Below are 13,690 nucleotides of genomic sequence, written 5' to 3' on the forward strand. Positions count from 1 at the left end.
CATTCTGAGGCCGCTACCCTGAAAACGGGTCGCGGCCTTTTCATTGCGCCCGTCCCGTCGGAACGCGCGGTCTGCCCTGCGCCTTGCGGTTGCGCAGACCCGCGAAACATAAGGGAGGGCATTTGGTGTTCACGAAAATCATGGCTCCGGTCGATCTGTCGCATGTCGACCGGCTGGGGCGCGCGCTGGGGGTGGCGGCCGATCTGGCGTGTCACTACGACATCGCGGTTGTCTACGTGGCGGTCACCGCTCCGACACCGGGGCCGCATGGCCATACCCCCGAGGAATTCGCACAGACCCTGGCGGCCTTTGCTGCCGATCAGGCCGCACAGCACGGGCATCGGGCCGAGGCGCACGCGATGGTCACACCCGACCCGGCGATCGACCTTGACGGCACGCTGTTAGAGGCGCGGCACCAGATCGGGGCCGATCTGGTCGTCGTGGCCAGTCATGTGCCGGGGGCGACGGGATATCTGTTCCCCTCGCATGGCGGCAAGCTGGCCTCGCATTCGAAAGTCTCGGTGATGGTGGTGCGCGAAGAGGGCTGAGGCCCCCCGCGCATCCGCAACCACAAACAGGGAAAGCACCACTATGACGGAACAACAAACACAGGGAATCCCCGAACCAGAGGGGCATTCCGAGCTTATCGAGACCGACTATGAGATCGGTCAGGACAATGTCGAAGGCAATGTCGGGCCCTTCGGCTTTGACATTCACAACCCGGTCTTTCTGATCTCGGGCCTGTCGATCATGGCCTTCGTGTTCTACGCGCTGGCGTTGCCCGAACAGGCGGGCGATCTGTTCGGCAAGATGCGGCCCTGGCTGACATCGACATTCGATTGGTTCTTTCTGGGCGCGGCTAATATCTTTGTGCTGTTCTGCCTGGCGCTGATCGTGCTGCCGGTGGGCAAGGTGCGGCTGGGCGGCAAGGATGCGACGCCCGACTATAGCTATATCGGCTGGTTCGCGATGCTGTTCGCGGCGGGCATGGGCATCGGGCTGATGTTCTTTGGCGTGCTGGAACCGGTCTATCACATGGCCATATCCGAGCCCCTGGGCGTGCCATCGCCCATTGCCGAGGACGGCAGCATCATCGCCGCCAATGTCGATGCCGCCAAGAGAATGGGCTTGGCCGCGACGATCTATCACTGGGGGCTGCACCCCTGGGCGATCTATGCGGTTGTGGCGCTGGCGCTGGCGCTGTTCTCGTTCAACAAGGGCCTGCCGCTGACCATCCGTTCGGCCTTCTACCCGATTTTTGGCGAGCGCGTCTGGGGCTGGACGGGCCATATCATCGACACGCTGGCGGTGTTTGCCACGCTCTTTGGCCTGGCCACCTCGCTGGGGTTCGGCGCGCAGCAGGCCAATGCGGGGCTGAACCATGTGTTCGGCGTGCCGGTGGGTATCACGACGCAGGTTCTGCTGATCACCGGCATTACCGGTGTGGCGCTGATCTCGGTACTGCGCGGGCTGGACGGCGGGGTCAAGATCCTGTCGGAAGTCAACATGGGGCTGGCGGCGCTGTTGCTGCTGTTCGTGCTGATTGCCGGGCCGACGGCGCTGATCTTTTCGGATTTCGGGGCGGGGCTCGCGACCTATGTGGCCGAGATCATTCCGCTGTCGAACCCGATCGGGCGTGAAGACACCGGATACATGCAGGGCTGGACGTCGTTCTACTGGGCCTGGTGGATCAGCTGGTCACCGTTTGTGGGCATGTTCATCGCCCGCGTCAGCCGCGGCCGCACGGTGCGCGAATTCGTGACCTGCGTGCTGATCATCCCGTCGCTGGTCTGCGTGCTGTGGATGGCGGTGTTCGGCGGCGTGGCCATCGACCAGGTTCTGTCCTCGCCCGAAACCAGCGCGGTCAAGGCGCAGGTGATCGACAGCTACAACCCGCCGCTGTCGCTGTTCGCGATGCTCGAGGGCCTGCCGCTGTCGTCGATCACCTCGGTGCTGGGGATCATCCTGGTCATCGTGTTCTTCGTCACCTCGTCGGACTCGGGCTCGCTGGTGATCGACACGATCACGGCGGGCGGCAAGGTCGACGCGCCGGTGCCGCAGCGGGTGTTCTGGTGCACGTTTGAGGGCGCCGTGGCGATCGTGCTGCTGATCGGCGGCGGCTTGGGGGCGTTGCAGGCGATGGTGATTTCCACCGGTCTGCCGTTCACGGTCGTGCTGTTGTTGATGTGCTGGGCGATCTATAGCGGCCTGCGGTCGGAACCGCGCTAAGCCAAAATGATCTGCCGCGGGGCTTGACCTGCGGCAGATCCCCCTAGATCGCTGGTGAGGATGTCTGACACCACCCCGATCATTTTGTGGCTCCGCCGAGACCTGCGTCTAAGCGACCACCCGGCACTGACCGCCGCCTGCCGGACGGGCCGGCCGGTCATTCCGGTTTTCGTCCATGATGATCAGGTGCAATCGCTGCCCGCCGCACCGAAATGGCGGTTGGGGCTGGCGCTGGATCATTTTGCGCGGGTTCTGGCGGATAAGGGCAGCCACCTGATCCTGCGTCGCGGCCCCGCGGTTGAGGTGCTGCGCGATCTGATTGCCGAAACAGGGGCGGGCGCGGTTTACTGGCTGCGCGCCTATGATGCGGATGCAATCGCACGGGACACCGACGTTAAATCCGCCCTCATGGATAGGGGCGTCGAGCCCCGCAGTTTTGCAGGCAACTTGTTGTTCGAGCCCTGGACGGTGCAGACCGGGCAGGGCGGGTATTACAAGGTCTACACCCCCTATTGGAACGCGGTGCGGGGGCGCGATGTGGATGTGCCCCTTATAGCCCCTGACGTTATCCCCGCCCCGCAAAACTGGCCGCGCAGTGATGACCTAAGCGACTGGCAGATGGGCGCGGCCATGGATCGGGGCGCGGCTGTGGTCGCGCCCTATGTGGTGGTGGGCGAGCGGGCCGCGCAGGGGCGGCTGGGCGCGTTCATTTCGCATCGGATCGAGACCTATAAATTGCAGCGCGACATGCTGGCCGAACCGGCCACATCGGGCCTGTCGGAAAACCTGACCTATGGCGAGATCAGCCCGCGCACCATCTGGCACGCGGGCCAGCGCGCCCGCGCCGAGGGCGCCGCAGGGGCCGAACATTTCCTCAAGGAACTGACCTGGCGCGAGTTCGCCTGGCACCTGATGTATCATTGCCCCGATCTGGGCGCCGAGAACTGGCGCGCGGGCTGGGATGCCTTTCCGTGGAACGCCGACGCCGACCGCCCCGAGGTGATCGCCTGGAAACAGGGCCGCACCGGCGTGGCCGTGGTCGATGCCGCCATGCGCCAGATGTACGTGACCGGCACGATGCATAACCGGGCGCGGATGATCGTGGCCTCTTACCTGACGAAACACCTGCTGACCGACTGGCGGGTGGGGCTGCGGTGGTTTGCTGACTGTCTGATCGACTGGGACCCGGCCGCCAATGCCATGGGATGGCAATGGGTGGCGGGTTGCGGGCCGGATGCCGCGCCCTATTTCCGGGTGTTCAACCCCGACACCCAGTCCGCGAAGTTCGACCCCGACGGCGCCTATCGTGACCATTGGCTGGGGCAGGGCGCGGCGGCGCGCAGCTATTATGACGCCATCCCGCGCGCCTGGGCCCTGTCGCCCGATGACGCCCCGCCGCAGCCGCTGATCGGGTTGAAACAGGGCCGCGATCGGGCGTTAGAGGCCTATCAGGGCCTCAAACCCTGATTGTTGACGGGATTGGGGCTTGTCTAATCGGGCCTGCTTGCTGAAACTGTTAAGCAGAAAAAATGCAGTTACAGGCCCCGACATGCCCACAGCAGCCCGCCTTGTTGCCTTTGTGACATTCGCGATCGTGACCTATATCGCGACCGATTACTACATCATGGAACTGCCCGAGGGCACCAAGGTCAAATGGTTCCGCGAGATGAACGCGGTCATCGGCGGGATCGCCGCGTGGCGGTCAATGGGTGTGCTGGCGGGCCAAGGGTACAGCCGCGCCCTGACTTCGGGGTTTCGCGCGATCTGCACCATCTTGTTCTACCTGCTGCTGACCCACGGCATCATCCAGATGATCAAGAAGGCGATGAAGCTGCTTTATGACGGCCCCGGCGACGCGCTGATTGGTCTGGGCGAGTTGATCCTGAAATACGGTCTGCTGATCGTCGATTCCGGGCCGGTGATGATCGTCCTTGGGGTGGGCGGGGCGTTGGCGGCGCTGATCACCGAGTGGACAAGCCACCGCTGGAACTGATGCCATGAACCTGTTTCTCTGGGGGCCTCTGGCCGGGGGCGATTTGCTGACCCGTGTGGTGGGCGGGCCGGTCGAGACGGGTGCAGGGGCGCTGCGGGGTTATGGGCTGCGCGTGGCGGGTAACGGGCCGTGGCCCATGCCGTGGCCCGATGCGGCCGCGACGCTATGCGGGCTTGTCTGGTGCGATCCTTCTGCGCAAGGGCTGGCCCGGCTTGATTACTACATGCGCGGCCATGGCTTTGACCGGGTGGCGCTGGGGCAGGGGCAGGAAACCTACCTGGCCGATGCTTCGGTCGTGGCGGGCGCGGCCTGGGATGCCGATCACTGGCGCGCCAACTGGGCCGAGACCACCGCGCTGGCGGCGGGTGAGGTGATGCGCCACTATCCGGCGCGGCCCGTAGAGCAGACCATGGCGCGTTACCCTTCGATCCTGTCGGCGGCGGCCTCGCGGGTGATGGCGCGTGACGGCGGGCCCACCACGCTGCGCCGTCACGCGGGCGCGGCCGATGTCGAGGTGATCGCGCAGGATCAGCCCTATGCCGGGTTCTTTTCCATCGAGGATTACACCCTGCGCCACATCCGTTTCGATGGCCGCATGAGCAGCCCGATCCGCCGCACGGCGTTCCTGTCAACGGATGTGGTGACCGTGCTGCCCTATGACCCGGTGCGCGACCGGGTGCTGCTGGTCGAACAGTTTCGCATGGGGCCGTTCGCGCGCGGTGATCGCCAATGCTGGAGCCTGGAGGCCATCGCCGGTCGCTGTGAACCGGGCGAGCCGCCCGAGATCACCGCCCGCCGTGAGGCCGAGGAAGAGGCGGGCCTGACCCTGGCGCGCCTGATCAAGGTGGGGCGCTATTACCCCACGCCGGGCGCGAAAACCGAATATGTGCACGCCTATCTGGGTCTCGCCGATCTGCCCGATGACATCACCGGGATTGCCGGGCTTGATGCCGAGGGCGAGGATATCCGCTCGCATCTGGTCGCCTATGACGCGGTTGCCGCGCTGCTGGAAAGCGGCGAGATCGAGAACGCGCCGCTGATCCTGTCGCTGCACTGGCTGTCACAACAACGCGAAAGCCTTCGCGCGGGTGCTTGAGTTCCGCCGGATCGCCGGATAGTCAGGGACAGCAAAGAGCGGAGGGAAACCATGAACATGCGCAGCGACCTGGCCGATCTGATCGGCAACACCCCCCTGGTCAAGCTGAACGGCCCGTCCGAGGCTACCGGCTGCACCATCCTGGGCAAATGCGAGTTCATGAACCCCGGCCAGTCGGTCAAGGACCGCGCCGCGCTGTATATTATCCGCGATGCGGTAGAAAAGGGCCTGCTGCGCCCCGGTGGCACCATCGTCGAGGGCACGGCCGGCAATACTGGCATCGGCCTGGCGCTGGTCGGCGCCTCGATGGGCTTTCGCACCGTGATCGTCATCCCCGAGACCCAGAGCCAGGAAAAGAAGGACATGATCCGCCTGGCCGGGGCCGAGCTGGTGCAGGTGCCCGCGAACCCCTATCGCAACCCCAACAACTATGTGCGCTATTCCGGCCGTCTGGCCGAGGAACTGGCCAAGACCGAGCCCAACGGCGCGATCTGGGCCAACCAGTTCGACAATGTGGCCAACCGGCAGGCTCATGTGGAAACCACCGGCCCCGAGATCTGGGAGCAGACCGGCGGCAAGGTTGACGGCTTTATCTGCGCGGTTGGTTCGGGTGGCACGCTGGCCGGTGTTGGCATGGCGCTACAGCCCAAGGGCGTCAAGATCGGCCTGGCCGATCCCGATGGCGCCACGCTGCACAGCTATTACACCACCGGCGAACATGCGGCCGAGGGCAGCTCGATCACCGAAGGCATTGGGCAGGGGCGGATCACCGCCAACCTCGAGGGCTTTACCCCCGACATGTCCTACAACATCCCCGATGCAGAGGCGCTGCCGGTGCTGTTCGATCTGGCCGCGCAAGAAGGCCTGTGCCTGGGCGGCTCGTCCGGCATCAACATCGCCGGCGCGATGCGCATGGCGCGTGAGATGGGCCCGGGGCATACGATCGTGACGGTGCTGTGCGACTATGGCACGCGCTATCAGTCGAAACTGTTCAACCCCGCATTCCTGCGCGAAAAAGAGCTGCCCGTGCCGGCCTGGCTGGCCGACGCGCCGCGTGCGTTGCCGGAAGTCTACGAAAACTGATCCTGCCCCGCGCTGGCCCCTTGCACAGGGCCCGCGATCCACGCTAAAGCGGGCAGACCGGAGAGGTGGCCGAGTGGTCGAAGGCGCACGCCTGGAAAGTGTGTAGGCGGGAAACCGTCTCCAGGGTTCGAATCCCTGTCTCTCCGCCATCCTGCCCTATCTCTGTCAGCACAGTCTTTCTTTCCCTGTTTTCTCCCCTTTTCCCGGGCGCTTGGGCTATGCCATCTGTCTGAGAGACGGCCGTAGTTCACCACACGCTGGGCCGACACACCTTGAGGAGCCACAGCTTTGTCGATGGGGCTCAGCGATGAAAGCGAGTGAAGCGGCTTAAATCGTCGTGCGCTCGCCAGCCTGGTCCCCAGAAAGTGGCCATGTCGGGTTTCCGGGTGTGACCGTATTCACGGCGCTTATCGGCACTGTCTGGCCGAAGGGTCTTTGGCGGGGCAGATCACCATCCTGCCGAACATCGGCAATGATCCAAAGCTGGAAAGCTTGGTTTGCCAGCCTGACACCCCCACCGAAAACCATTTCGAGGTATACAGCCTGACCGCAAAGGTTTATGGGGCGAGGCTTGTTTCTGCCCGGTGGCAGGACACTCACGCCCAGGCGCCTCTTGAACTGAGACAATATCCAGAATGATCCAGACCCTATCCGATGCGCTCAAAGAGCGTGGCTATGACACTCTGACCGCCGTGCAAGAGGCTGTCTGTGACCCCGAACTGCACGACTCCGACCTGCTGGTTTCGGCGCAGACCGGCTCGGGCAAGACCGTGGGCTTTGGGTTGGCGATCGCGCCGACGTTGCTGGGCGATGCCGAGGTTCTGGGTTTTGCCGCTGCGCCGCTGGCGTTGATCGTGGCGCCCACGCGCGAGCTGGCGTTCCAGGTGATGCGTGAAATCCAATGGCTGTATGCCAAGGCCGGCGCCCGTGTGACGACCTGTATCGGCGGTATGGACATTCGCGATGAACGCCGCGCTCTGGACCGGGGCGCGCATATCGTGGTCGGCACGCCCGGTCGTCTGCGCGACCATATCCAGCGCGGCTCTCTGGATATGAGCAGTCTGCGCGTGGTCGTTCTGGACGAGGCAGACGAGATGCTGGATCTGGGGTTTCGCGAGGATCTCGAGTTTCTGCTGAGCGAAGCGCCCGACGACCGGCGGACCTTGATGTTTTCGGCGACCGTGCCGCCGATGATCGCCAAGCTGGCGCAGCAATTCCAGCGTGACGCCGTTCGCGTGACAACGCTGACCGGCCAGGACCAGCACGCCGACATCAGCTATCAGGTCTTGCGGGTTGCCCAACAGGATATCGAAAACGCGATCATCAACGTGCTGCGCTATCATGACGCGCAGAATGCGATCGTTTTCACCAACACACGCGCAGCGGTGAACCGGCTGACCGCGCGGCTGTCGAACCGCGCCTTTCCTGTCGTGGCCTTGTCGGGCGAGCTGAGCCAGACCGAGCGGACCCATGCGTTGCAGGCGATGCGAGATGGCCGGGCGCGGGTCTGCGTGGCTACGGATGTCGCGGCCCGCGGGATCGACCTGCCGAACCTTGACCTGGTGATCCATGCCGAGCTGCCGTCTAACGCCGAAGGGTTGCTGCACCGGTCGGGCCGGACGGGCAGGGCAGGGCGCAAGGGCATTTCCGCCCTGATCGTGCCGCCGAAGATTGCGAAAAAGGCCGAGCGCCTGCTTAAATTCGCCAAGATCGAGGCCGAGTGGATGGTTCCGCCCTCGGCCGACGACGTTTTGCGCAAGGATGAGGAACGCCTGCTGGCCGATCCCGTCTGGAGCGAAAAGCCGACGCCCGAGCAGGAAGAATTCGCGGCCAAGCTTCTGGCGCTGCACAGCCCCGAGCAGATCGCCGCTGCCTATATCGCCATGTACCGCGCCCGCCAGTCCGCGCCGGAAGACCTGGCTGCGCCCGACGCCCCGCCCGCGCGCAAAGAGCGCAAGCCCTTTGGCCCAAGCGAGTGGTTTTCGCTGTCGGTCGGTCATGACGACCGCGCCGATCCGCGCTGGCTTTTGCCGCTGTTGTGCCGCGCCGGAAATCTTGAAAAAGGTGCGATCGGGGCGATCCGCATCCGGCAATCCGAGAGCTTTGTTGAACTGGCAAAGGACAGTGTCGGGGGGTTCCTTCAGGCTATCGGTGAGGGGGCTGAACTTGAAGAGGGTGTGAAGGTTCGGCAGCTCGACGCGGCCCCTGATCTGGGACCGGCGCCCCGCAAGCATGAGCCAAAGCCGCGCAAGCCCGAGTACGCGAAGGGTCCGGCAAAAGACGGACCCCGGGCCAAGCCGCGCGACCGGGCGCCGAAGCGGCCGAGCAAGATGGAAGAGGCAATCGCGGAAGGTGTGGTGAAACCCTACCGCAAATCCAGAGGCGAGGAACACGCGACGCCCAAGGCCAAACCGCCCGTCGGACAGAAACCTGCGCCGAAACCGCATCGCAAGTCGCCCGAGAAAGCGCCGGGATCGCCCTCCGGCAAGCCCGGCCCCAAAGCTGCGACCCAAAAGGACAAGCGGGCCGCGCCCGCCACGACCGGTGCGCGTAAACCCGGTGGCAAGCCTGCGGCGCCCCGGCGGGCTCATGCCCTGGATAGCTCGAAACGGGTTACCCCAACGGGTGCGGTTGCCAAGCCGCGCAAATCAAAGACGGATGGCCGTAAGAGCGGCCCGGGAAAGCCGCATCCGGGGCGCGGAGGGGGCGAGCCTCCGAGGCGGCGCTGACGGCGGGCCCACCGGGCCTGCCCGTCGCCATAACTGGCCTAGGCCGCCACCTGTTCGTGGCAGATCTGGGTTGTGTCTTGCGGCGACAGGGGCACGGACAAAAGCGTGCAGTAGGCGCCGGTTGCGTCAGTGCGGTGATAGGCGCAGTCTTTGCAGATGCCGAAGGCGCGGCCGCCATTCGCCTTTAGCCGGCTGGCCAGCAGGGCGGACAGCCCGGTGCGCAGCTGCTCTTGATCGCGGGGCGGGATAGACGTGATCGCCTCGGCAAAGGCGGTCTGGCGGCTGGTCAGGGCCAGGCCTTCGGGCGTCAGGTCATAGCTGATCGAGCGTTTGTCGATCTGCGAGCGGTGCTCGGTCACATAACCTTTGCGTACAAGCGATTTCAGCGTCTGCGACATGGTTCCGCGCGTGGTGCCGAGATATTCGGCCACATGCGAGGGTGCGCGCGAGAACCGGTTGGCGCGGGCCAGGTAATCAAGCGCCGCGATCTGGGCCGGGTTCAGGTCGATCTCCCAGGTTTCGGCGGCATCCAGGCGGGCCAGCCGATTGATCAGGGCGCGAATTTGAGCGGTCGTATCCATGGCTATTTAATATCGAGTCAAAATCAATATTGCAAGACTGTCGATCAAATGGTATCGAGTCGATATTAGATAGAGGAGAACCCCATGAAACATTTCATTTTGCCAAGCGCCCTTGCGGTGGTGCTGACGGGTGGCGCCTATGCGGCCGAAAATCATGCCATCAACCAGCCGGGCGCCATCGTTTCGGCGGCCGATGAGGCGCGGGTGGCGTCGTTTGACATTCTGGCGGCCCATGTTCACCGCGACGGCGCGCAGGTGACGTTCCACATGACGCTCAATGGCGTTGCGGGCGCCACCCAGCCCGAGCCGGTGGGCGCCCTGGCGGGTGCACCGGTTCTGTCCTATGTCTGGCCGACCTCGCTTGACCCGTCGGTTGTCGGGTTCGAAGGGGGGACGGGCATCCTGGCGCTTGCGGCCACCAGCCATCCCGATTTCGACGACACCCCGCTTTATGACGAAAACAACGATGGCGATCCGGGCAATGACGGCTTGCTGTGGCACAGCCACTGGGTTGTGCTGACCCCGACCGAGGCCTGCGGCGCCGGAGCGCTGGGGGTGCGCGACATCCCCGAGGGCACAACGCCCGCGATGCCGGCGACCTGGCCGGGCCTGCCGATCTTTATCGACAGCCCGGGCCATACGCCGCAGTTCGACGGCCCCGAGATTGCGCTGACGGTGCCTTTTGCCGACCCGGATGCGGTGGCGGGCGCGGCCTATGACGGGGTGACATCGGCCTTGCGGGTGAATGAAAACATTCATGCACCGCTGCTATGCGTGACGGATGTGTTCGACATTGCCTCGGGTGACCTTACACTGCCTGGCAAGATCAACTGACCTTTCGCCGTGCCCACCGGGCACGGCCCTTTACCGGAGACTGACATGACCGACACCTGGCTGCCCACCCTGCGTACCGTAACCCCGCAAGAAGGCTATGAACTGGCCGTCAAGCTGTCTCGGGTTGCGGTGAAGATGACCCAGCCCGACGCATCCGTGCGCGAGACCTTGCGCGCTGTCTATGAAAAGGATGCCGATGCGCTGATCGCGGTGTCGTCGGTCGTGGCGACGCATTTTCAGACCATCGCCGCTGCGAATAATTATTGGAGGGATTGATGACCGCCACTCGCCCGGAACTGCCCGATTGGTCGGTGGATCAATGGTTCAATACGCTAGGGCCGCTGTCTCTGGCGGATCTGCGCGGCAAGGTCGTGGTGATCGAGGCCTTTCAGATGCTGTGCCCCGGCTGCGTATCGCATGGGCTGCCGCTGGCGCAGCAGGTGCATGATGTCTTTTCCAAAGAGGATGTGGCCGTGATCGGTCTGCATACGGTGTTCGAGCATCACGCCGCGATGACGCCTGTGTCATTGCAGGCCTTCCTGCACGAATATCGCATCACGTTTCCGGTGGGGGTGGATACGCCCGGCAAGGGCGATCTGCCCCTCACGATGGAGCGTTATGGCTTACGTGGCACGCCGTCGTTGCTGGTGGTTGACCGGAACGGGGGGCTGGCGGCGCATCATTTCGGGCAGGTCAGCGCGTTGCGCCTGGGGGCCGAGATCGCGTCGGTGATCTGTGAGGCCCCGCCGCAGGCCGCGTCGGCCACCGGAACGGGTGCCGCCGGATGCGACGAGGACGGCTGCGTCATCTGACGATCCGGGCGCGCCTGCCAAAGACGCCATGGCGCCCATTGGCATGATCCTGTCCTCTATTTTGCCGAAAGCCCCGGTTTATCGCCTGAATCTGCCCCTTTGGCGCGATCGCCACTTGCATCGGGGTGGTGCCAAAACTAGAAGGGCGACTGATTAATCCCGCCGCGGCCGGTACTGCGGCTCTTATGCTATGGATGAGGACGAAATGCAGGTTACCGAAACCCTGAACGAAGGTCTGAAGCGCGGCTATCAGATCACCGTTGCCGCGGCCGAACTGGACGCCAAGGTGAATGAAAAGCTGACCGAGGCGCAGCCCGAAATCGAGATGAAGGGCTTTCGCAAGGGCAAGGTGCCGATGGCGCTGCTGAAAAAGCAGTTCGGCCAGCGTCTGCTGGGCGAAGCCATGCAGGAAGCCATCGACGGTGCGATGAACGAGCACTTTGAGAAATCGGGCGATCGTCCGGCGCTGCAGCCCGAAGTGAAAATGGAAGGCGGCGAAGACTGGAAAGAGGGCGACGACGTGGTTGTCTCGATGACCTACGAAGCGCTGCCCGAGATCCCCGAGGTCGACCTGTCGGGCGTCAAGCTGGACAAGCTGGTGGTCAAGGCCGCCGATGCCGATATCCAGGAAGCCCTGGAAAACCTGGCCGGCACCGCCCAGAACTTTGCTGACCGCCGCAAGGGCAGCAAGGCCAAGGACGGCGATCAGGTCGTGATCGATTTCGTCGGCAAGGTCGACGGCGAGGCCTTTGATGGCGGCTCGGCCGAAGATTACCCGCTGGTTCTGGGTTCGAACAGCTTCATCCCCGGTTTCGAGGATCAGCTGGTCGGCGCCAAGGCCGGCGAAGAGGTTGAGGTCAAGGTGTCGTTCCCGGCCGAATACGGTGCAGAGAACCTGGCCGGCAAGGACGCCGTGTTCGAATGCACCGTCAAGGCGGTCAAGGAACCCAAGCCCGCCGAGATCGACGACGAGCTGGCCAAGCAGTTCGGCGCCGAGAGCCTGGACGCCCTGAAGGGCCAGGTTGCCGAGCGTCTGGAAGCCGAATTCGGCGGCGCCTCGCGCGCGGTCATGAAGCGTGCGCTGCTGGACGCGCTGGACGGCATGGTGTCGTTCGAGCTGCCCGCCACCCTGCTGGACGCCGAGGCCAAGCAGATCGCGCATCAGCTGTGGCACGAGGAAAACCCCGATGTGCACGATCATAACCACGGCGCGATCGAGCCCACCGACGAGCACAACAAGCTGGCCGCCCGCCGCGTGCGCCTGGGCCTGCTGCTGGCCGAGATCGGCCGCAAGGCCGAGGTCGAGGTGTCGGATGCCGAGATGACCCAGGCGATCCTGAACCAGGCTCGTCAGTATCCGGGCCAGGAACGCGCTTTCTTTGAGTTCGTCCAGCAGAACCAGCAGATGCAGCAGCAGCTGCGCGCGCCGCTGTTCGAAGACAAGGTTGTCGACCTGCTGTTCGCCCAGGCCGAAGTCAGCGAGAAAGAAGTCTCGAAAGACGACCTGCAGAAAGCGATCGATAAGCTGGAAGAAGAATAATCGGTTTCACATCGGACCGACGAAAAGCCGCCTTCGGGCGGCTTTTTTGTTTTCGAGGGCGCTGTTGCGTCGACTCGGGCAGGGGCGCAGGATGGCTGTGGCGCGCCGGCACGGGCCGCGCGCGCCAAGGGAGGATACTCACATGACTATCAACGGGATTGTGCGTATGAGTTTGGCTGTCTTTGTGGCCACGAGCCTGCCCGCACTGGCCGAGGATTACGACCTCGACTCCCTGCGAGCCGCCAACGAGAAATACATGGATGTCAATGTCGCGCTGGCCGAGGGGTACATTCCGGACCCGTCCGGCATGTGCGTAACGGCCGCGATGGAGGGCCTGCCGGCCGACTGGGGGGGCATGGGCATTCACTATCTGCGCCCCGACCTGTTGCAGCTGGCCCCGCCCGAGGGCCGCGTCGACGGCGGCAGCACCCATACCGATTTCATGCAGCCGGCGATCCTGCTTTACGAGCCGCAGGCCGATGGGTCGATGGAACTGGTCGGGATCGAGAACCTGGTGTTCGAAGCCGCCTGGAAGGGGGCAGGGCATGACGGGCCGCCGATGCTGAACGGCCGGTCCTGGGATCACATGACCGATGACCCCGCCACGCCCGGCGACGAGGCGCATGGGTTCATGCCGCATTTCGATCAGCATGTCTGGCTTTATCGTGACAACCCGGCGGGGACGCTGATGCCGTTCAACCCGAATGTCACCTGCGAGCATCACAAGGGCTGACAAGAAAAACGGGCCGCATCAGGTGATGCGGCCCGTGTTGTCTTGCAGATCGGTTGACGA

At 64.3% G+C, this 13,690-nt stretch carries 13 protein-coding genes and 1 tRNA gene; 13 read left to right on the plus strand and 1 reads right to left on the minus strand.

From position 1 onward, the window contains the following. The first annotated feature begins 125 nt into the window (after positions 1-125). The 8 genes from OE856_RS02825 to OE856_RS02860 all read left to right on the plus strand — a co-directional run bounded on the left by OE856_RS02825 (position 126) and on the right by OE856_RS02860 (position 9,130). Positions 126-548 (plus strand): universal stress protein, encoded by a 423-nt coding sequence (locus OE856_RS02825; RefSeq protein ID WP_263714526.1) that lies wholly within the window; start codon positions 126-128, stop codon positions 546-548. Positions 549-591: 43 nt separating this feature from the next. Next, positions 592-2,229: a BCCT family transporter gene (locus OE856_RS02830; RefSeq protein WP_263714527.1), complete on the plus strand. Its 1,638-nt coding sequence runs from the start codon at positions 592-594 to the stop codon at positions 2,227-2,229. Positions 2,230-2,289: 60 nt separating this feature from the next. Next, positions 2,290-3,696, plus strand: a complete 1,407-nt coding sequence (locus OE856_RS02835; RefSeq protein WP_263714528.1) for a cryptochrome/photolyase family protein — start codon at positions 2,290-2,292, stop codon at positions 3,694-3,696. Positions 3,697-3,778: 82 nt separating this feature from the next. Next, a complete protein-coding gene (locus OE856_RS02840; protein WP_263714529.1) occupies positions 3,779-4,222 on the plus strand; it encodes a TrgA family protein in 444 nt (147 codons plus the stop codon). 4 nt (positions 4,223-4,226) lie between these two features. After that, positions 4,227-5,318 carry an NUDIX domain-containing protein gene (locus OE856_RS02845; protein ID WP_263714530.1) on the plus strand — a complete coding sequence of 364 codons (1,092 nt, stop codon included), beginning with the start codon at positions 4,227-4,229 and terminating at the stop codon, positions 5,316-5,318. A 51-nt stretch (positions 5,319-5,369) separates the two neighbouring features. Next, the gene (locus tag OE856_RS02850) at positions 5,370-6,401 is read left to right on the plus strand and encodes a cysteine synthase A (protein WP_263714531.1); all 1,032 of its coding nucleotides are present in this window, start codon (positions 5,370-5,372) and stop codon (positions 6,399-6,401) included. Positions 6,402-6,460: 59 nt separating this feature from the next. After that, a tRNA-Ser gene (locus tag OE856_RS02855) sits at positions 6,461-6,550 on the plus strand. Positions 6,551-7,036: 486 nt separating this feature from the next. Beyond that, entirely contained in the window at positions 7,037-9,130 is a 2,094-nt protein-coding gene (locus OE856_RS02860) for a DEAD/DEAH box helicase (protein WP_263714532.1), read from the plus strand. A gap of 38 nt (positions 9,131-9,168) precedes the next feature. On the opposite strand, the gene OE856_RS02865 is transcribed toward OE856_RS02860, so the two are convergent. Next, positions 9,169-9,711 carry a MarR family winged helix-turn-helix transcriptional regulator gene (locus OE856_RS02865; protein WP_263714533.1) on the minus strand — a complete coding sequence of 181 codons (543 nt, stop codon included), beginning with the start codon at positions 9,709-9,711 and terminating at the stop codon, positions 9,169-9,171. An 84-nt stretch (positions 9,712-9,795) separates the two neighbouring features. Between OE856_RS02865 and OE856_RS02870 the strand changes: the two genes are divergently transcribed. The 5 genes from OE856_RS02870 (at position 9,796) to OE856_RS02890 (ending at position 13,630) form a co-directional block, all read left to right on the plus strand. Further along, entirely contained in the window at positions 9,796-10,545 is a 750-nt protein-coding gene (locus tag OE856_RS02870; RefSeq protein WP_263714534.1) for a hypothetical protein, read from the plus strand. A 45-nt stretch (positions 10,546-10,590) separates the two neighbouring features. After that, positions 10,591-10,821, plus strand: coding sequence for a hexameric tyrosine-coordinated heme protein (locus tag OE856_RS02875; protein WP_263714535.1), 231 nt, complete (start codon positions 10,591-10,593; stop codon positions 10,819-10,821). Next, entirely contained in the window at positions 10,821-11,357 is a 537-nt protein-coding gene (locus OE856_RS02880) for a redoxin domain-containing protein (RefSeq protein WP_263714536.1), read from the plus strand. The genes OE856_RS02875 and OE856_RS02880 overlap by 1 nt, the downstream gene beginning before the upstream one ends. A 205-nt stretch (positions 11,358-11,562) precedes the next feature. After that, entirely contained in the window at positions 11,563-12,897 is a 1,335-nt protein-coding gene (tig, locus tag OE856_RS02885; RefSeq protein ID WP_263714537.1) for a trigger factor, read from the plus strand. Between the two features lie 166 nt (positions 12,898-13,063). Further along, a complete protein-coding gene (locus OE856_RS02890; protein WP_263714538.1) occupies positions 13,064-13,630 on the plus strand; it encodes a hypothetical protein in 567 nt (188 codons plus the stop codon). Positions 13,631-13,690: the final 60 nt, after the last annotated feature.

Origin of the sequence: Actibacterium sp. XHP0104 (genome assembly GCF_025751515.1) — a bacterium.
Lineage (GTDB): Bacteria > Pseudomonadota > Alphaproteobacteria > Rhodobacterales > Rhodobacteraceae > Actibacterium_D.

Excerpts from the sequence above, each read along its gene's own strand:
- OE856_RS02830 (WP_263714527.1), top strand. The coding sequence starts at position 592 with ATGACGGAACAACAAACACAGGGAATCCCCGAACCAGAGGGGCATTCC.
- OE856_RS02835 (WP_263714528.1), top strand. The coding sequence starts at position 2,290 with ATGTCTGACACCACCCCGATCATTTTGTGGCTCCGCCGAGACCTGCGT.
- OE856_RS02840 (WP_263714529.1), top strand. The coding sequence starts at position 3,779 with ATGCCCACAGCAGCCCGCCTTGTTGCCTTTGTGACATTCGCGATCGTG.
- OE856_RS02845 (WP_263714530.1), top strand. The coding sequence starts at position 4,227 with ATGAACCTGTTTCTCTGGGGGCCTCTGGCCGGGGGCGATTTGCTGACC.
- OE856_RS02850 (WP_263714531.1), top strand. The coding sequence starts at position 5,370 with ATGAACATGCGCAGCGACCTGGCCGATCTGATCGGCAACACCCCCCTG.
- OE856_RS02860 (WP_263714532.1), top strand. The coding sequence starts at position 7,037 with ATGATCCAGACCCTATCCGATGCGCTCAAAGAGCGTGGCTATGACACT.
- OE856_RS02865 (WP_263714533.1), bottom strand. The coding sequence starts at position 9,711 with ATGGATACGACCGCTCAAATTCGCGCCCTGATCAATCGGCTGGCCCGC.
- OE856_RS02870 (WP_263714534.1), top strand. The coding sequence starts at position 9,796 with ATGAAACATTTCATTTTGCCAAGCGCCCTTGCGGTGGTGCTGACGGGT.
- OE856_RS02875 (WP_263714535.1), top strand. The coding sequence starts at position 10,591 with ATGACCGACACCTGGCTGCCCACCCTGCGTACCGTAACCCCGCAAGAA.
- OE856_RS02880 (WP_263714536.1), top strand. The coding sequence starts at position 10,821 with ATGACCGCCACTCGCCCGGAACTGCCCGATTGGTCGGTGGATCAATGG.
- tig (WP_263714537.1), top strand. The coding sequence starts at position 11,563 with ATGCAGGTTACCGAAACCCTGAACGAAGGTCTGAAGCGCGGCTATCAG.
- OE856_RS02890 (WP_263714538.1), top strand. The coding sequence starts at position 13,064 with ATGAGTTTGGCTGTCTTTGTGGCCACGAGCCTGCCCGCACTGGCCGAG.